At 57.2% G+C, this 17,968-nt stretch carries 16 protein-coding genes; 7 read left to right on the plus strand and 9 right to left on the minus strand.

Annotated features, from left to right (window positions below):
• Positions 1-45: 45 nt before the first annotated feature.
• The 6 genes from ybiO to rhtA form a co-directional block, all read right to left on the minus strand.
• Positions 46-2,262: a mechanosensitive channel protein gene (gene ybiO / locus RTE01_RS10675; RefSeq protein WP_115193997.1), complete on the minus strand. Its 2,217-nt coding sequence runs from the start codon at positions 2,260-2,262 to the stop codon at positions 46-48.
• Positions 2,263-2,371: 109 nt separating this feature from the next.
• Complete coding sequence (gene glnQ, locus RTE01_RS10680; protein WP_041144707.1) at positions 2,372-3,094, minus strand: glutamine ABC transporter ATP-binding protein GlnQ; 723 nt, start codon at positions 3,092-3,094, stop codon at positions 2,372-2,374.
• Entirely contained in the window at positions 3,091-3,750 is a 660-nt protein-coding gene (gene glnP / locus RTE01_RS10685) for a glutamine ABC transporter permease GlnP (RefSeq protein WP_041144708.1), read from the minus strand. The genes glnQ and glnP overlap by 4 nt, the downstream gene beginning before the upstream one ends.
• 165 nt (positions 3,751-3,915) lie before the next feature.
• A complete protein-coding gene (gene glnH, locus RTE01_RS10690; RefSeq protein WP_041144709.1) occupies positions 3,916-4,662 on the minus strand; it encodes a glutamine ABC transporter substrate-binding protein GlnH in 747 nt (248 codons plus the stop codon).
• A 407-nt stretch (positions 4,663-5,069) separates the two neighbouring features.
• Entirely contained in the window at positions 5,070-5,573 is a 504-nt protein-coding gene (gene dps, locus RTE01_RS10695) for a DNA starvation/stationary phase protection protein Dps (protein WP_041144710.1), read from the minus strand.
• A gap of 243 nt (positions 5,574-5,816) precedes the next feature.
• Positions 5,817-6,704, minus strand: a complete 888-nt coding sequence (gene rhtA / locus RTE01_RS10700) for a threonine/homoserine exporter RhtA (RefSeq protein WP_041144711.1) — start codon at positions 6,702-6,704, stop codon at positions 5,817-5,819.
• Between the two features lie 353 nt (positions 6,705-7,057).
• Here rhtA and ompX point away from each other — a divergent pair, with 353 nt between their 5' ends.
• A complete protein-coding gene (gene ompX / locus RTE01_RS10705) occupies positions 7,058-7,567 on the plus strand; it encodes an outer membrane protein OmpX (RefSeq protein ID WP_041144712.1) in 510 nt (169 codons plus the stop codon).
• Positions 7,568-7,670: 103 nt separating this feature from the next.
• On the opposite strand, the gene RTE01_RS10710 is transcribed toward ompX, so the two are convergent.
• Both RTE01_RS10710 and mntS read right to left on the minus strand, forming a co-directional pair.
• Positions 7,671-9,248 (minus strand): phosphoethanolamine transferase, encoded by a 1,578-nt coding sequence (locus RTE01_RS10710; RefSeq protein ID WP_076945009.1) that lies wholly within the window; start codon positions 9,246-9,248, stop codon positions 7,671-7,673.
• A gap of 268 nt (positions 9,249-9,516) precedes the next feature.
• Entirely contained in the window at positions 9,517-9,642 is a 126-nt protein-coding gene (gene mntS / locus RTE01_RS10715) for a manganase accumulation protein MntS (protein WP_041144714.1), read from the minus strand.
• Positions 9,643-9,825: 183 nt separating this feature from the next.
• Between mntS and mntR the strand changes: the two genes are divergently transcribed.
• The 5 genes from mntR to RTE01_RS10740 all read left to right on the plus strand — a co-directional run bounded on the left by mntR (position 9,826) and on the right by RTE01_RS10740 (position 14,939).
• On the plus strand, positions 9,826-10,299 hold the full coding sequence (gene mntR, locus RTE01_RS10720) for a manganese-binding transcriptional regulator MntR (RefSeq protein WP_041144715.1): 474 nt from the start codon (positions 9,826-9,828) through the stop codon (positions 10,297-10,299).
• Positions 10,296-11,408 (plus strand): anion transporter, encoded by a 1,113-nt coding sequence (locus RTE01_RS10725; RefSeq protein WP_115193269.1) that lies wholly within the window; start codon positions 10,296-10,298, stop codon positions 11,406-11,408. Before mntR ends, RTE01_RS10725 begins: the two co-directional genes overlap by 4 nt.
• 107 nt (positions 11,409-11,515) lie before the next feature.
• Positions 11,516-12,553: an aldo/keto reductase gene (locus tag RTE01_RS10730; RefSeq protein ID WP_115193268.1), complete on the plus strand. Its 1,038-nt coding sequence runs from the start codon at positions 11,516-11,518 to the stop codon at positions 12,551-12,553.
• A gap of 193 nt (positions 12,554-12,746) precedes the next feature.
• Complete coding sequence (locus RTE01_RS10735) at positions 12,747-14,123, plus strand: glycoside hydrolase family 1 protein (protein WP_141334999.1); 1,377 nt, start codon at positions 12,747-12,749, stop codon at positions 14,121-14,123.
• 99 nt (positions 14,124-14,222) lie between these two features.
• Positions 14,223-14,939, plus strand: coding sequence for a GntR family transcriptional regulator (locus RTE01_RS10740; RefSeq protein WP_041144719.1), 717 nt, complete (start codon positions 14,223-14,225; stop codon positions 14,937-14,939).
• Positions 14,940-14,993: 54 nt separating this feature from the next.
• On the opposite strand, the gene ldtB is transcribed toward RTE01_RS10740, so the two are convergent.
• Positions 14,994-15,914, minus strand: a complete 921-nt coding sequence (gene ldtB, locus RTE01_RS10745) for a L,D-transpeptidase (RefSeq protein ID WP_115193996.1) — start codon at positions 15,912-15,914, stop codon at positions 14,994-14,996.
• A gap of 369 nt (positions 15,915-16,283) precedes the next feature.
• On the opposite strand from ldtB, the gene RTE01_RS10750 reads away from it, so the two are divergent.
• Positions 16,284-17,879 (plus strand): ABC-F family ATPase, encoded by a 1,596-nt coding sequence (locus RTE01_RS10750; RefSeq protein WP_115193265.1) that lies wholly within the window; start codon positions 16,284-16,286, stop codon positions 17,877-17,879.
• Positions 17,880-17,968: the final 89 nt, after the last annotated feature.

Genomic DNA, 17,968 nt, shown 5'->3' on the forward strand with positions numbered 1-17,968 from the left:
GCTTAGCGTTGTTAGCGCCCCGGTCTGCTCCGCGCAGCCGGGGCGCTATAGCGTTGGTTCCGCCGGGGCCGGCGGCCCGTCAACGGCGGCGGGCGTCATCGGCAGCACCTGGTAGGTTTGCACCGGGGCGCGCACGCCGGCAAGGTCGAAATGCCTTTTAACCTGCGTATCCAGCGCAAAACGCACCGTCCACTGCTTCAGCGGCAGCGTGGTAAACGTCACCCGTAGGGTAAAGGCGGTATTGCTCAGGCCGACAAGCCCGGCAAACGACGGCTCGCCAATCACCAGCCCGCGCACCTCCTCCTGGGCCATCACGTCCGCCACCGCATCCTTCAGCGCCCGGCTAGCCTTATCCAGATCCTCATGGCGGTCGACGTCGTAGTTAGCCACCACCGAGCCGATCCCGCGCACGAAGTTGGCGAAGGTGGTGATCGAAGACCACGGAATAATGTGGTAGGCGCCGGTATCCTGGCGCACCCCGACCGAGCGAATCGACATCCGCTCCACCGTGCCGGTTAACGGCCCGATCGTCACCAGATCGCCGGTGTTCATCCCGTTTTCAAACTGGATAAAAATGCCGGTGATAATATCTTTCACCAGCGTTTGCGCGCCGAAGGAGATTGCCAGCCCCAGCGCCCCCGCGCCTGCCAGCAGCGGGGCGATATTGACCCCCACTTCCGAGAGCAGGATCATGACGGTGATGGTGCTGATGATCACCGCCAGCGCGTTGCGAAACAGCGTCAGCAGCGTTCTCGCCCGGGCGCCGGGTAGCGGACGTCCGTGAATATCCGAGGCGAGGCGGTTTTCTATCAGGCTGGCGAGCAGCGTCCAGCCGATGGCGGAGAAGAACAGGATCAGCGCGATGCGGATCATCACATCCACCGCCTTCTGCCCGGCGCCGTTATGCATCCAGTTCCAGAAATCGAACAGTCCCCAGGCGCTGAGCAGCAGCATAATGGCGACGGCGACCACCAAAATGCGCGCCACCTTCAGCGCCACGGAGATCCAGCCGTTAAGCCGCTTCTGCAGCTCAGGATAGCTGCGCTGGGTTTGCGGCGACAGGGTGATGGTTTTGGCTATCCAGCGCGACAAAATGCCGGAGATCAGCGCCGCGGCGCCGACGATCGCCAGGCTGCGCACCGTGGCGCCCATCATAAACTTCAGGCTGTTGCCCGGGTCGAAAAGCGAAAAGAAAAACAGCACGATAAAATAGGCGCAGGCCAGCCAGTGCCAGACCAGCGCGAAGGCGCGGATAAACAGGCTGAAGAAGGCCAGCGAGCGGTCCGCCAGATGAATCAGCCCTTCGGTAATCACGTGCTTGTTATGAAAAATCAGGTACAGCGCCCACAGGGTGATGCACAGCATAATGGCCACGTTGGCCAGCGCGCCGACCTGGACGTTGACCTGGTTGGAGATAATCGGCACGGCGACGATCAGGCCGTAGCCAATCAGGCTGCTGAGCGCGCTCAGGCGCAGGTTCCAGTATTTTGCACTGTCGTCGCTGAGGTTAAACGGCCGCAGATCCGCCACCCGTGGGCAGAAAATCAGCCGCAGAATAGCTTTGAAGAACTCGATCAGCGCGAAGGCGTTCAGGAACAGGCTTTGCTGGAAGGCGATGGTGCGGTTGCCGCCGTTGAGCCTGTCACTGAGCAGCTGGCCAACGAACAGCGTGAGCGCCAGCAGGATCAGGTCGAAGATAAAGGCGCCGGCAATCGTGGCCGGCAGCTGCAGCCAGTTGCTGCGATCGTGGTTTTTATGCCGCCCCCACTGGCCCATTTTGCGATACAGCGGCAGCGCGGCCAGCCGCACCAGCCACCAGAAGGCAAAGACCAGCGCCGCCAGCATCAGGAAGGTGCTCGCGGCGTGGCGGAAGGTATCGGCATGGAAAGGCTTATGCGGCGCGCCGGTAATATTGCGCCACAGCTGCGAGAAACGCGACGAGAAGCGCTCGCCGTATTCGCGGCTGATGTGGGTGACGTTTTCCAGCACCGTCGGCTGCTCTTCCTCTTTCGGCGGCGTCAGCGTTGGCGCGCTGGCCGGCGGCGGCGTGGCGGCGGCGGAGCGCAGCTGGTCGATGAGCTCCTTGCGAGCGGCGTCGTTATCCAGCACGTCGGCCAGCGCCGCGTAGGCGGCCTTTTTCTTCTCAAGGTCGGGTTCGTTGCTGGCGGACTGCTGCGGGGCGGCGGTCGGGACGCCGGGCAGGGCTGCGGCCGAAAGCGGGGCGGTAAATAGAGCGGCAAGCAGTAACAGGATCCACGGCACGAGCACCTCCATTGCGTCTCAAACCAGTAAGTATAGAAGACGATGTCGGGAGGACGGGGGTGGGATGAATCTGGAAAGCGGCTCCCCGCGACGGGGGAGCCGGTGGCTATCAGGCGACGTGCTGCAGGAATTCGCGCAGGCGCGGGCTTGGCGGGTTCTTGACCAGAACCTGCGGATCGCCATCTTCCGCGATACGCCCTTTGTCGATGAAGATCAGGCGTGAGGCCACTTTTTCGGCGAAGCCGATTTCGTGGGTCACGATAACCATCGTCATCCCTTCCTCTGCCAGATCCTGCATCACCTTCAGCACTTCATGACGCAGCTCCGGATCCAGCGCGGAGGTAGGCTCATCGAACAGCATCATCTTCGGCTTCACCGCCAGCGCGCGGGCGATGGCTACACGCTGCTGCTGGCCGCCGGAGAGCTCTGAAGGATAGTGGTGCGCGCGTTCCGCCAGCCCCACTTTTTCCAGCAGACCTTTCGCCAGCTTCTCGGCCGCCTCTTTCTTCGCGCCGCGCACGCGCAGCGGTCCGAACATGACGTTCTCCAGCGCCGTCAGGTGCGGGAAGAGATAGAACTGCTGGAACACCATGCCGGCTTCCTGGCGGATCAGGCGATCGTCTACCTTCGGATCGTTGACCTTCAGGCCGTCGACAATCAGCTCGCCGCTGGTTATCTCTTCCAGTTTGTTGATGCAGCGCAGCAGGGTTGATTTACCGGAGCCGGAAGGCCCGATAATCACCACGACTTCACCTTGGTTAATCTTCAGATCGATATCGTGCAGCACCTTGGTTGGGCCAAAGTGCTTGGAAACGTTTTTAAATTCAATCACAGGATTTTCATCCTTCTTTCAAGACGGCGCAGAATAAAGCTCAGAACCAGGGTGATAATGAGATAGATAACGGCAACGGCGCTCCAGATCTCCAGCGCGCGGAAGTTACCGGCAATAATCTCCTGTCCCTGGCGGGTCAGTTCGGCAACGCCGATGACGATAAAGAGCGAGGTATCTTTGATGCTGATGATCCACTGGTTACCCAGCGGCGGCAGCATGCGGCGCAGCGCCAGCGGCAGGATCACGTGGCGAATCGTTTCGCTTCGTGACAGGCCGAGCGCCAGGCCGGCTTCGCGGAAGCCCTTGTGGATAGAGAGCACCGCGCCGCGGGTAATTTCTGCGATGTAGGCGCCGGAGTTGATCATGATGGTCACCACCGCGGCGGAGAATGGATCGATGCGCAAATCATTAAACGCCATCGGCAGGGCGAAGTAGATAAACATGACCTGCACCACGATCGGGGTGCCGCGAATAATTTCAATAAAGACCAGCGCGATGTGGTTCGCTATCCAGCCGCCAAAGCAGCGGGCGAAACCGGCGACGAGGCCGATTATCAGACCGCCAGCCAGGCCGAGGACCGAGATCCACAGCGTCATTTTGGCGCCTTCCAGCAAAATTGGAATGGCGGGCCAGATGGCACTCCAGTCAAACTGCATAATTCGTTCCTGTTACCGTGTCGAAAACAGAGGATGGCCCTCTGAGAAAAAATGACTCAGGCCTGCTGCGAGGCGATCCCCGGCAGAGGGCGCAAGCGCCGATGCCGGGCTACCAGACCTCAGCAGGCCGGTAAGAGATATATCCGTGCGGATACGGTCTGATTATTATTTTGGCTCAGTACCGAACCATTTTTTATAAATTTCGTTGTAGGTGCCGTTTTCGCGCAGGGTTTTCAGCGCGCCGTTCACTTTTTCACGCAGTTCGTCGCTGCCTTTCGGGAACGCGATGCCGTAGCTCTGCGCTTCCAGCGAGTCACCTACCGCTTTGAACTGGCCGTGGCCGGCGGTTTTGATGAAGTAGAGGATGTTTGGCGTATCGTGCAGCACGGCATCAGCGCGGCCGGTACCCAGCTCCATGTAGGCGTTATCGATGTTCGGGAACTGGCGCAGGTCTTTGGTTTTGATGTTAGCCTTGGCGTAGTCAACGGAGCCGGTGCCGCCTTTAACCGCGACCACTTTGCCGTTCAGATCCTTCACGTCTTTGATATCGTTGTTGTTCGCTTTCACCATCACCAGCAGGCCGCTTTTATAGTAGCCATCGGAGAAGTCGATCGCTTTTTTACGCTCTTCGGTAATGGTAATCCCCGCCAGCGCGAGGTCGATGTTTTTCGTTTGCAGCGCCGGGATGATGCCGCTGAAATCCATTGGCTTCAGGGCATAGTCCAGCTTCAGCTCTTTGGCGATGGCGGCCCACAGGTCGACATCGAAGCCAACGTACTTATCGCCTTGCTTAAATTCAAACGGAACAAACGCCGTATCGGTCGCAACAATCAGTTGTTTTTCAGCGGCCTGGGAAGAAACCGCAAAAGCCAGGGTCAGTGCAGCCAGTGAAACTTTTAATACAGACTTCATAGCATTTCCTTTTATATCCACGGGACGATCCCCTGCGAGAACGAGTAACCCTATGAAAAAAACGTGCCAGTTTTACAACTTGTTGTTTTATAACAACCAGAGTGGTTCCTGTTGCACGCTTTCGGGTCTGGCAAACGCAATCTGCACCACGGCGGGGCGTTGTTTTGGTGCGTCATAAATATGCCGAATAACAAGAGCATTTTTAACGCAAACACCGATGGGAAAACAATCTTGCTGTAACGATTGTGTGAGGTGATTATTACATTTGATTTACTTTAGTACGCATTTTAACCATTGTGATGCACTAAAATAGTGCGATGGCGCGAGGCGATAAAAAAAACGGGAAACGTGAGGCGAGGAGGGTGGTGCAATGCCGCCAGCGGAGCTGACGGCAGTCGGGGTGGTGATTATTCGATATTAGATTCGATAAACCACAGGAATTTATCCAGATCGCGAGAAGCGGCGGTGAAGATATCGGCCGTATCTTCGTCTTTTGCCTCGCTAATCGCTTTGCGCACGTCGTTCGCCACGATCGCGTAGCGGTCGGCCAGCTCTTTCAGGTGGTCCTGGACGGTGTGAATGTCCAGCGGGTAGCTTTTCAGCGGAGTTTTGCTGTTGATAACCTGCGTGGTGCCCAGCGCAACGCCGCCGAGCTGGACGGCGCGTTCGGCCATCGTATCGAGGTGATCGGTCAGCGCCGTGCGGAAACCGTCCAGCATTTCATGAACGGCAATAAAGTTGGCACCGCGCATATTCCAGTGAGCCTGTTTGGTGATCAGCGACAGGTCGATGAACTGGATAACCTGACGATTGAGCAGCTCGACGGTGGCTTTCTTTTCGCTGTCGGTCACATCGTTGCGGGTATAGAGCAGGTTAGATGCTTTAGTTTTAACCAGTTTTGCGGTACTCATAGTTTCATATCCTCTTGATATTTATACTCGTCATACATCAAATTCGAATCATATGGAGCGCTTGCCCCCGGTAACTCATGGGGACAAGTATAGCAACGGATACGCAGAAGGCGGTGTCGGTAGTCTCTATCGGTTTGATAGCGCAGGCTTGTTGATAATTTGAAAGGTATTTAAATCAATGGGTTGAGTTTTTTATGCGTCAGCGCTGTACGGCGCGGCGGCCGTACAGAACCGTCTGACAAATTAGCCGATATCGACTTTTTTGAGCTGCGTTTCCCGCCGCATCGTCAGCGTCGAACCCATCGAGGCGAGGATAATTGCCCCCAGCGCCAGGGTTTGCGTGAAGGTCAGCGTCTCGCCAAGGAACACCATTCCCGACAGCGCGGCAAGGGCGGGCTCCATGCTCATCAGCGTGCCGAATGTTTTGGTCGGCATGCGGGTCAGGGCGATCATTTCCAGCGAGTAGGGGAGCGCGGTAGAGAGCACGGCGATCGCCAGGCCCAGCGGCAGCAGCGACCACTGGAACAGCGTATCGGTTGCCTGCAGCATACCCAGCGGCACAAAAATCACCGCGGCAATGAGCGAGCCCATCGCCACCGTTGCCGGGCCGTGCTCTTCGCCCGCGCGCTGGCCGGTAAGAATATAGACCGCCCAGCAGGCCCCGGCGCCCAGCGCCAGCAGCGCGCCGGTGAGATCGACCTGCGCCACGTCCTGACCCAGCGGCAGGAGATACCATAGCCCCAGAACCGCCAGAACCACCCATACGAAATCGAGCGGACGCCGCGAGCCAAAGAGGGCCACCGCCAGCGGGCCGGTAAACTCGAGGGCCACCGCAATGCCCAGCGGTATGCGCTGAATAGAGAGATAGAACAGATAGTTCATCGCCCCCAGCGCGAGGCCGTAAAAGAGCAGCGGCAGGCGCTGTTCGCGGGCGAAGCGCAGCCGCCAGGGCTTGAAAATGACCACCAGAATCAGGGTGCCTAGCGCCAGGCGCAGGGCCGTCACGCCGGGCGCGCCAACCAGCGGGAAGAGCGATTTCGCCAGCGATGCGCCGCTCTGAATCGAGATCATGGCGATTAAAATAACAGCCGTCGGCAACCACGCCGGGACCTTACGGGACGAGCCGGGCATCCTTTCTCCTGTCAAAATTTGTCAAAACCGGTAAAGGTTCCAGTGTAAATGAATTACCCAACCGCAGTTGAGCTATTGTTGAAAAAATCCCCGGAGAGAGGAGTACAATCGCAAGCACACCGCTGAAACACTCGTCTGGTGATTAGGAATAATCTGGATGCACGTCCGGCGAGCTGCGCGCATAAATAGGATTGTATCCGCTAAAAACGGTTGTTTTCCAGATTGTTATAGTTTTGTGGAAACTTTTAGTTACATGAAAAAGTATGTTAGACAGTGTAAAGTGAAAAGAGTTTCCCGAAAGTTTTTGATATATTTAAGACTTAGGACTTATTAGAAACACATTTGAGGTGGTTATGAATAAAATTGCACGTTTTTCAGCACTGGCTGTTGTACTGGCTGCATCCGTAGGTACCGCGTTCGCTGCAACTTCTACCGTTACCGGTGGTTATGCTCAGAGCGACATGCAGGGCGAAGCGAATAAAGCAGGCGGTTTCAACCTGAAGTACCGTTACGAGCAAGACAATAGCCCGCTGGGTGTTATCGGTTCCTTCACTTACACTGAAAAAGATCGCACCGAATCTGGCGTATACGAAAAAGGCCAGTACTACGGCATCACCGCTGGTCCGGCTTACCGTATCAACGACTGGGCAAGCATCTACGGCGTAGTGGGTGTTGGTTACGGTAAATTCCAGGACAACAGCTACCCGAACAAAGCTGACATGAGCGACTACGGTTTCTCCTACGGCGCTGGTCTGCAGTTCAACCCGATCGAAAACGTTGCTCTGGACTTCTCTTACGAGCAGTCTCGCATTCGTAACGTTGACGTTGGTACCTGGATCGCGGGCGTTGGTTACCGCTTCTAATCACTTCGGTGATATAAAAAATCCGCCTCAAGGGGCGGATTTTTTTTGCCTGTCATTCGATAAAACCCGTCGCCATCGGCATCCCGATGGCGAATGAGGCGGTCTACTGGGTGGTGAACAGGTCGCTACCCAGATGGGTATAGTCCACTTTTTGCAGCTGGAAGTTGGTGATGAAAACCGGTCCGGCCTTTTGCTCAGAGATAAAGCGATAGCGCGGCTTGATTTCCTCGGCAGCGATCCCGGTCCACTGCGAGAAGAAGCCGAGGAAATCGTTGGCCGAGCGGCGGGCTTTAATAACCTTGTGCGCTTTATCATCGCTGGACAGCACCATGAACGGCACCTGGAAGTTCTGCTGGAACTTATCGTCGTGCGCCAGGTACTGCACCTCTTTCCCGCGCTCCTTGAAGGCCAGGCCGTGATCGGAGAAATAGGTCATCGAGAAGCTGTCGCCGGAGTTCTGCAGCTGGCTATAAAGTTTGCCCAGCAGGGCATCCGTTTGCGTCATGCTGTAGAGGTAGCACGAGGTCTCCTTCGACTGCACGAATACGGTATATTTTCCCCTGGTGCGGTCGCAGGCCTGCGGGTGTGAGCCCATCAAATGCAGAACGATCAGCTGCGGCTGCGTGCGCTGGGTCGACAGGACCTGCTCGGTTAGCTTCAGCAGCTGCTCGTCCTGGGTATTTTTATTGGCCTCAAAATCGCCGTTTTTGAGGAACTGCACCTCGTCGGCGCGTTTGGCAATACTGGCAATCGCCGTATCGTACTCGCCGATTTGCCCCTGATTCGAGAACCACCAGGTCTGGAAGCCCGCGCGGTTGGCCAGCGTGACGAAGTTATCCTGATACTGCGGCTTGCCGTCAACGACCCGGTTAAGCGTCAGGCCCAGCGACTTTTGCGTTGAACCGCTGGCCGCAATGTAGTCGTTGAACAGATAGCCGTTCACCGAGCTGGCGAAAGGGGTGTTGTCCCAGTGGCCGCCGAAGGCGCCGAGCGCGTCGCGCCGCGCGCTTTCGCCAATCACCACCACGTACAGGTGATATTTGGGCTTCACCGCCACGACGTGCCAGCTGTCCTTGATATTCGCCAGCTGCGCCATGCGCGCCTGCTCATCCAGCACCTCGTTGTTATTTACCACCACGTCTTTGACGAAGCGCAGAGCCGGGTAGCCGGTATCAATCACTTTGAAGACGCCGCCCCAGGCCAGATTTTGTACCGGCTGGAGGAAGAAAATGCCGACGCTGAACAGCAGGCCGAGGCTGTCCATTTTGCTCCAGCGCTTGCGTTCGTCCGGCTTGCGACGCACGGCAATAACGCCCAGCGCAAAAATAAACACCGCCAGCAGATAGCTGTACCACGGGAAGATGGTCAAAATTTCGGTGGATTCTTCGACGTTGGTGGCGTGTAGCGCCAGCAGCGTATTGAAATTGGGCGCTCCGTAGGCCTGGCCAAACGGATAATAGAGCGCGGCAAGCAGCGAGTAGCCGCCGACCACGACCTTCTGAGCGCGCGGAAAGCTGCGCCACAGCAGATGTAGCACGCATGTAAAGGCAACGGCATAGAGCAGGCTAAAATCGTAGCCAAGGGCCAGGTTAATCAGCAGAGACTGTAAAAAGTAGAATCCGGTCCACGGGTTCAGGACCAATCCACGAGCGACCAGCGTTTCTTTCAGGGTGAGGTTCATAGTTAACAATCAAAAAGACGCCATGTGCATCCCCTGGCATCAAGGGGTAAAACCTGCTGGACAGTGCCGGAAGAGGGTCTCTGCGAGCCGCAGTAGTGGCAGGGCTGACAAACGATAGGGCTTGCAAATGATAAGGTCAACTAGCCATAACAGATTGTTTTGGGAGAAAGCTTACAAAACTTGAAAAAAGCGGGTGAAAGGCGGGGAAACGGACCAGTATGACGGGGAATTATGACCGAAAAATGAAGCGGCGTGCCGCGACGCCGCGTTAGTTGCCCGGTTTGTCCTGCTCTTTTTTGCCGTTGAGCAGGTCACACAGCATGCCGATTAGCATTAAGCGTACTTTAAATGGAGAGTGGGTAAACACCTGTAAGCACCTCTTGAGTTCGTTCATCGTAACCTCCTGCGCTTTCGCCCTTCGCTCGGTGAAGGATGTCTGCATTACATACAGATATAGCACAGGCTATATTTTATAGCTATGGCTAAAAAGTTAATTTTTTGTGCTACGGGCCCAATCATTTACAATGGCCCTCTTTGAGATGACGCTTGCTGCGTCACACGTATTTGAGGAAGCACAATGAACCGTCGCGCAGGCAAACAAATAACAAAAAAAGTGACGCAGCTAGTGAATGTTGAAGAGCACGTTGAGGGGTTTCGTCAGGTGCGTGAGGCGCATCGTCGCGAGCTGATTGACGACTACGTTGAGCTGATTTCCGATCTGATCCGCGAGGTGGGCGAAGCGCGTCAGGTCGATATGGCCGCGCGTCTGGGCGTTTCGCAGCCGACGGTCGCGAAAATGCTCAAGCGCCTGGCTACCGTAGGTTTGATCGAGCAGATCCCGTGGCGTGGCGTCTTTTTAACCCCGGAAGGCGAGAAGCTGGCGCACGAAAGCCGCGAACGTCATCAGATTGTGGAAAACTTCCTGCTGGTGATCGGCGTCAGCCCGGAGATTGCCCGTCGCGATGCCGAAGGGATGGAGCATCACGTGAGTCAGGAGACGCTGGAGGCTTTTAGCCAGTTCACCCTCAAGTACGGGCAGCACGGAGAATGAACCTGCCCTTTATTCAGTCGCTGGCGGGTGACCGCTTCCTCCATTTACTGCTGATTATTGCCGGCGTATTAAGCATTTTTGTGCCCTTTGCCCCTGCCAGCTGGCCTCAGGCTATCGACTGGCAGACGATTATTACCCTCAGCGGGCTGATGCTGCTGACCAAAGGGGTCGAGCTGAGCGGCTATTTTGACGTGCTGGGCCGCAAAATGGCGCGGCGGTTTGTGACCGAACGGCAGCTGGCCATCTTTATGGTGCTGGCGGCGGCGCTGCTTTCTACCTTCTTAACCAACGATGTGGCGCTTTTTATCGTCGTTCCGCTCACCCTGACGTTAAAAAAATGGTGCGCCATTCCGGTTAACCGGCTGATTATTTTCGAGGCGCTGGCGGTGAACGCCGGCTCGCTGCTGACGCCGATCGGTAATCCGCAAAACATTCTGCTGTGGGGGCGCTCCGGCCTCAGCTTCCCGGCGTTTATCGGGCAGATGCTGCCGCTGGCGGCGGCGATGATGATAACGCTGCTGGCGCTGTGCTGGTGCTGTTTTTCAGCCGTACGCCTCACCTATCACAGCGGCGATCGGGTGCCCTCCTGGCGGCCAAAGCTGGTCTGGGGCTGCCTGGCGCTGTATCTGGTTTTCCTGACGGCGTTAGAGATGAAGCAGGGGCTTTGGGGCCTCGCGCTGCTCGTCATCGGCTTTTTGCTGCTGGCGCGGGCGGTGATTATCAACGTTGACTGGTCCCTGCTGCTGGTCTTTATGGTGATGTTTATTGACGTTCACCTGCTGATCCAGCTGCCGGTGCTGCATCAGCTGCTGAGCAGCGTCGGCCAGCTCTCCCCCGGCGGCCTGTGGCTGACGGCGATCGGTCTGTCGCAGTTCATCAGCAACGTCCCGGCAACCATTCTGCTGCTCAACTACGTTCCGCCGTCGACGCTGCTGGCCTGGGCGGTGAACGTCGGCGGCTTTGGCCTGCTTCCCGGCTCGCTGGCCAACCTGATTGCCCTGCGCATGGCGGCGGACAGGCGTATCTGGTGGCGCTTTCATCTTTACTCTCTGCCGATGCTGCTGTGGGCGGCGCTGGTGGGCTACGCCATCCTACACTTCGGGTTCTGATATTCAGAGGATTGGGCAAGAAACGGACAGGATCTCCCCATTCGCACTCGTGCGGGCGGGAGTATAACTATAGCGCTGACGTTAATTATCCTGATGAGGAGAGTCCGATGCGTTATAAAAAACTCGGAAATACCGGTCTGTTTGTCTCTGAACTGTGCCTTGGCACCATGACCTTTGGCGGTGAAGAGGGGATGTGGGGCAAAATTGGCCAGCTGCGCCAGGCGGAAGCCGAGCAGCTGGTGGGCAGCGCGCTGGATGCTGGCATTAACTTTATCGACACCGCAAACGTCTATTCGGAAGGGCGTTCGGAAGAGATAACCGGCCAGGCGCTAAAAAATCTCAAGATCCCGCGCGAAAACGTGGTGGTCGCCACCAAGGTGTTCGGTGAAACCGGCACCGCCGGCGTTAACTCGCGCGGTAGCTCCCGCTACCATATTCTCAGCAGCGTCAAAGAGAGCCTGCGGCGCCTGCAGCTCGATCATATCGATCTCTATCAGCTGCACGGCTTCGACCCGGCGACACCCGTCGAAGAGACCCTCTACGCCCTCGATACCCTGGTCCGCCAGGGGCACGTCCGCTATATCGGCATATCGAACTGGGCCGCCTGGCAAATCGTCAAGGCGCTGGGTATTGCTGAACGCCTTGGGCTGGCCCGCTTTGCCTCCCTGCAGGCTTACTACACCATTGCCGGGCGCGACCTCGAGCGCGAGCTGGTGCCGATGATGCAGAGCGAAGGGCTGGGGCTGATGGTCTGGAGCCCGCTGGCGGGCGGATTGCTGAGCGGCAAATATACCCGCGACGGCCAGGGGGAAGCGGGCGGTCGCCGGCTGGAATTTGATTTCCCGCCGGTGAATAAGGATCGCGCCTTTGATTGCGTGGACGCGATGCGCGAGGTGGCGGACGCCAAAGGCGCGACGGTTGCGCAGGTCGCGCTCGCGTGGCTGCTCCATCAGCAGGCGGTGACCAGCGTGATTATCGGCGCCAAACGCGCGGATCAGCTGGCGGATAATATTGCCGCCACTCAAATCCAGCTCAGCGAAGAGGATCTGCGGAAGCTGGATGCGGTGAGCGCGCTGCCGCGCGAATATCCCGGCTGGATGCTCGAGCGCCAGGGCGAATATCGCCGCAATCAGCTCGCCCGCTAGCCGGTTATTTCCTCCACCGGCGCCGCGTCGACCGACGCGATCGCGTGCCTGACCCGGACGGGGCTTTGCTGCCCCGATCCGGGTTTTTTGTTTGTTCCGCTCACAAAAAAGGATCCTTTCTTTTGCCTGTGGCGTCGCTTTCGGCTATATGACTAGTCATGAAATTTAAATGACTAGTCATAGAGGACGTGAGATGAATAACGTACTGCCGGCAGATTTTTTGTGGGGTAACTCGGTTTCCAGCATGCAAACCGAAGGCGCGTGGAATGAAGGCGGCAAAGGGATGTCGGTATACGATATTCGCCAGCCCGCAGAGTTTGCCTCTGACTGGAAGGTGGCGACCGACTCCTACCATCGCTATGAGGAAGACTTTGATTTAATGCAGGACCTCGGAATGAACTGCTACCGCTTCCAGATTGCCTGGAGCCGCGTTTGCCCGCTAGGGGACGGGGAGTTCAATAAAGAGGGCATCGCCTTCTATCACCGGTTTATTGACCAGCTGATTGCCCGCGGCATTGAGCCGATGATCTGCCTGTATCACTTCGATATGCCGCTTTCGCTGGCGGAGCGCTACAACGGCTTTACCGATCGTCGGGTGATGGAGGCGTTTATCCGCTACGGCCAGAAGATGATTGAGTGCTACGGCGATAAGGTGAAGTACTGGCTGACCTTCAACGAGCAGAACCTTTACCATATGCCGGAGGCGTTTCTTATTACCGGCTACCTGCGCGGCGAGAAAACCCTGCGCGAGCTCTATCAGATCCAGCATCACGTGATGATGGCGCACGTTCATCTGACCGATTATCTCCACCGGGCGAAGCCGCAGAGCCTGATGGGCGGCATGCTGGCCCACGCGATGGTCTACCCGGCGACCTGCAAGCCGCGGGATGTCCTCTGTGCCCAGCAGCTCGACGAGTTCTTTAATCAAAACCTGCTGCGCGCCTTCGCCGGTGAGGGCTACAGTCCGGAGGTGATGCACGCGGTGGCGCGCGAGGGCTTTGACGATATCTATCGCGCGGAGGATCTGGCGCTGATGGCGAAGGTGAAAATCGACTACCTGGCCTTTAGCTACTATGCCAGCCGAACCCTCGACAGCGACCCGATCCCGGCCAGCACGCCGGTGAACAACTACATGCTGTTTGGCGATAAGCCGAATGCGTACCTGAAAGCCACGGAGTGGAACTGGCAGATAGACCCGCTCGGTTTTCGCATGATAATCACCCGCTACTACAACGACTGGCGCCTGCCGGTGTTCCCGATTGAGAACGGCATCGGCGTCATTGAGTCCTGGGATGGCGAGACGCAAATCGCCGACGACTATCGTATTGCCTACCATCGCGACCATATTAACGCCATGAAAGAGGCGATTTTTGAGGACGGCGCGCAGGTGATTGGCTATCTCGGCTGGGGGCTTATCGATATTCTCAGCTCGCAGGGCGATATGCGCAAACGCTACGGGGTGGTGTACGTTAATCGGGAAAACCACGACCTGAAGGACCTGCAGCGGGTGCCGAAGAAAAGCTACGCGTGGCTAAAACGCGCGATTCTCAGCAACGGCCAGGAGATGTAGCGGGATACCAGGCGGGCGTTTGAGGTATTCTCTACGCCTGCCTTTGTTCATGCCGAACAAAGAAAAACGCGACACCACAATCAGCGGGAAGGACGGGGAATGACGGCGAAGTACCTTATTATCGCGCGGGAAATAAAAAAGCGGATTATCAGTCAACGGTACCCTGCCAGCGAGCCGTTACCCGACCAGTTTGCGCTGGCGGCTGAGTTTAACACCAGCAGGATGACCATCCAGCAGGCGATGCGGCAGCTGATCGTCGAAGGGTTAATTTATACCCGAAAAGGGCTCGGTACTTTCGTGCGCAAAAATTTTCTCCAGCTCTCGCAGTGGGAGCTGCCGGGCAGCGACTATTTTGGCGCGACTAAAACCTGGGAGCATCGGGGCGAGGTGACCAGCGAAGTTATCCGTTTTGAACTGCGCTTCGCCAGCGAGAAAGAGCAAACCTCGCTGCTGATCGATGCCGACGCCCCGGTCTATGATTTTGTGCGCCTGCGTCTGCTTAACGGTGAACCGGTATCGCTGGATTTGACGGTGATGCCCGTGGCGCTGGTGCCGGGGTTAAATAAAGCGCATCTGGAGAGTTCGGTCTTTCGCTATGTCCAGGAGACGCTGGGCCTGAGGTTGATGGGCTCCTATCGCGTGGTGCGGGCAATGAAGCCCGACGCGCTGGACCGCCAGTATCTGAACTGCGAGGAGAGCGACCCGGTGCTGGAGGTGGAACAGGTCATTTATCTGGAGGACGGCACCCCGCTGGAGTACGCCCACTGCCACTATCGTTACGATCACGGCGGCATTATTCTGGTGAACAACGGATAAAAAAATGGCGGGCATCGTGCCCGCCATCTGGTTTTTTAACGCCCGGTCTGCGGCTTAGTTCAGACGTACCGGCATACCGGAACGGTTCTGGACCGCCTGCTCAACCACGCTCTGATCGACGTCTGACTGGCCGGTGACGGCCTGCACGGATTTGTTCAGCGTAATCGGTACGATCTCACCGCCCTGGAACTGGGCTTCGGTGGTCGACAGCGGGTTGTGGACTTCAACATAGCGGCTGCCGTCCGGCTCGCTGGTGGCTTTCACCGGCTCATCGATAAATTCGACGCGGGTGCCGACCGGCACGTTCTCAAACAGGAATTTGATATCGTCGTTGCGCAGACGCACGCAGCCGTGGCTGACGCGCAGGCCGATACCGAAGTTGGCGTTGGTGCCGTGGATCGCGTACAGACGACCGATGTAGAGCGCGTACAGGCCCATCGGGTTGTCAGGACCGGCCGGTACTACGGCCGGCAGCGGGTTACCGGCTGCGACGTATTCGGCATGCATTTTCGCCGTCGGCGTCCAGGTCGGGCCAGCTTTCTTGCGCTCAACCTTGGTCACCCAGTTGATCGGGGTATCTTTGCCCAGCTGGCCGATACCAATCGGCAGCACGATCACGGTGTTGGTGCCTTTCGGGTAGTAGTAAAGACGCATTTCCGCGCTGTTGATCACGATACCTTCATGCACGGTGTCCGGCAGAATCAGCTGCTGCGGGATATTCAGCACGGTACCGCCTTTCGGCAGGTAGGTATCGACGCCCGGGTTCGCTTCCAGCATGTTGGACAGACCCATCTGGTATTTGGCGGCGAAGTATTCCAGCGGCTGTTTGTTGTCGTCCGGAACCGTGACAACCTGGTTCTGGCCAATCAGTCGGCTACCGTCGGTCGGCAGAGGATAGGTTACAGCGGATGCTGTGTTGCAAAAGCCCACGATGGCGAAGGCTGCCGCAAGGAGTGTCGATAATTTCATATTCATCATGTCGTGTGCGATGTTAAAGCCACACAGGCCTTTGTTAGATTTTTCAGGGAGTAGATGGGAGCGCATTATATGTGCATTCCCGCCAACAGGGAAATGAGATGTGTACGAAATCACACTTTTTTGCTGCTTGTTTCAAGTGTCGTCCTTTAACCGGCGAAGCCGCGCCGTCACAGGGGCGATCGCACGGCTTGCCTGGGGCCGCCGGGCCGCCGCTGAGGCCTGCCGGACGCCGGCGGCGGGAGGCAAAAGGCGCTCTACGCGGCGTCAGCGGTAAGGGAATTCACCGCAGACCGTGAAAAGAGATGGTTTTGCTGGCATAATGTCCGATGTGTCACACTTCTCATTCTCTTTTTTCAGGATAACCCCGTGCTAGTATCCAGCAACGTCACCATGCAGTTTGGCAGTAAGCCGCTGTTCGAAAACATCTCCGTCAAATTTGGCGGCGGCAACCGTTACGGCCTGATTGGCGCCAACGGTAGCGGTAAATCTACCTTTATGAAGATCCTCGGCAACGATCTGGAACCAACGCTGGGCAACGTGTCCCTCGATCCGAACGAGCGTATCGGTAAGCTGCGTCAGGACCAGTTCGCGTTCGAAGAGTTCACCGTGCTGGATACGGTCATCATGGGCCACGGCGAGCTGTGGGAAGTGAAGCAGGAGCGCGATCGCATCTACGGCCTTGCGGAAATGAGCGAAGCCGACGGCTATAAGGTGGCGGATCTGGAAGTGACCTACGGCGAGATGGACGGCTACTCCGCTGAAGCCCGCGCCGGTGAACTGCTGCTCGGCGTGGGTATTCCGGTAGAACAGCATTACGGCCCGATGAGCGAAGTCGCTCCCGGCTGGAAGCTGCGCGTCCTGCTGGCCCAGGCGCTGTTCTCAAACCCGGACATCCTGCTGCTCGATGAACCGACGAACAACCTGGACATCGACACTATTCGCTGGCTGGAGCAGACGCTCAACGAACGTGACAGCACCATGATCATCATTTCGCACGACCGTCATTTCCTTAACATGGTGTGTACCCACATGGCGGATCTCGACTACGGCGAACTGCGCGTGTATGCCGGTAACTACGACGAATACATGACCGCGGCCACCCAGGCTCGCGAGCGTCTGCTGTCTGATAACGCCAAGAAAAAGGCGCAGATTGCCGACCTGCAATCCTTCGTCAGCCGCTTTAGCGCCAACGCCTCTAAATCACGTCAGGCGACTTCTCGTGCCCGTCAGATTGATAAAATCAAGCTCGACGAAGTGAAGGCCTCCAGCCGTCAGAACCCGTTCATCCGCTTCGAGCAGGACAAGAAGCTGTTCCGTAACGCGCTGGCTGTCGAAGATCTGGCGAAAGGTTTTGATAACGGCCCGCTGTTTAAAAAATTCAATCTGTTGCTGGAAGTGGGCGAGAAGATTGCCATTCTGGGTGCCAACGGCGTGGGTAAAACCACCATGCTGAAAACCCTGGTTGGTGAACTGACGCCGGATAACGGTACCGTTAAATGGTCTGAGAATGCGCAGATTGGCTACTACGCGCAGGATCACGCCGAAGACTTCGATAACGATCTGAGCGTGTTCGACTGGATGAGCCAGTGGAAGCAGGATGGTGACGACGAGCAGGTTGTGCGCAGCTTCCTCGGCCGCCTGCTGTTCAGCCAGGACGATATCAAAAAGCCGGCAAAAGTGCTGTCAGGTGGCGAAAAGGGCCGCATGCTGTTTGGTAAGCTGATGATGCAGAAACCCAACATTCTGGTGATGGACGAACCGACCAACCACCTGGATATGGAATCTATCGAATCGCTGAACATGGCGCTGGAGATGTATCAGGGCACCCTGATTTTCGTCTCCCACGACCGCGAGTTTGTCAGCTCGCTGGCGACCCGCGTGATTGAAATTACGCCGCAACGCGTCATCGACTTTAGCGGTAATTACGAAGATTATCTGCGCAGCAAAGGCATCGACGGTTAACGTCCGCCGCCCGCCCCGGCACGCGCCTGCGCTGCCGGGGAGTGAACATAAAGCCCCGGTCAGCCTCGCGCGACCGGGGTTTTTTTATT

It is taken from the genome of Klebsiella terrigena, assembly GCF_006539725.1.
Lineage (GTDB): Bacteria > Pseudomonadota > Gammaproteobacteria > Enterobacterales > Enterobacteriaceae > Klebsiella > Klebsiella terrigena.

Bases quoted from the DNA above. Each gene is read 5' to 3' on its own strand.
- ldtB (WP_115193996.1), bottom strand. From the start codon at position 15,914: ATGAATATGAAATTATCGACACTCCTTGCGGCAGCCTTCGCCATCGTG.
- RTE01_RS10730 (WP_115193268.1), top strand. From the start codon at position 11,516: ATGCGTTATAAAAAACTCGGAAATACCGGTCTGTTTGTCTCTGAACTG.
- ompX (WP_041144712.1), top strand. From the start codon at position 7,058: ATGAATAAAATTGCACGTTTTTCAGCACTGGCTGTTGTACTGGCTGCA.
- mntR (WP_041144715.1), top strand. From the start codon at position 9,826: ATGAACCGTCGCGCAGGCAAACAAATAACAAAAAAAGTGACGCAGCTA.
- rhtA (WP_041144711.1), bottom strand. From the start codon at position 6,704: ATGCCCGGCTCGTCCCGTAAGGTCCCGGCGTGGTTGCCGACGGCTGTT.
- glnH (WP_041144709.1), bottom strand. From the start codon at position 4,662: ATGAAGTCTGTATTAAAAGTTTCACTGGCTGCACTGACCCTGGCTTTT.
- mntS (WP_041144714.1), bottom strand. From the start codon at position 9,642: ATGAACGAACTCAAGAGGTGCTTACAGGTGTTTACCCACTCTCCATTT.
- dps (WP_041144710.1), bottom strand. From the start codon at position 5,573: ATGAGTACCGCAAAACTGGTTAAAACTAAAGCATCTAACCTGCTCTAT.
- glnP (WP_041144708.1), bottom strand. From the start codon at position 3,750: ATGCAGTTTGACTGGAGTGCCATCTGGCCCGCCATTCCAATTTTGCTG.
- RTE01_RS10725 (WP_115193269.1), top strand. From the start codon at position 10,296: ATGAACCTGCCCTTTATTCAGTCGCTGGCGGGTGACCGCTTCCTCCAT.
- RTE01_RS10740 (WP_041144719.1), top strand. From the start codon at position 14,223: ATGACGGCGAAGTACCTTATTATCGCGCGGGAAATAAAAAAGCGGATT.
- RTE01_RS10735 (WP_141334999.1), top strand. From the start codon at position 12,747: ATGAATAACGTACTGCCGGCAGATTTTTTGTGGGGTAACTCGGTTTCC.
- RTE01_RS10710 (WP_076945009.1), bottom strand. From the start codon at position 9,248: ATGAACCTCACCCTGAAAGAAACGCTGGTCGCTCGTGGATTGGTCCTG.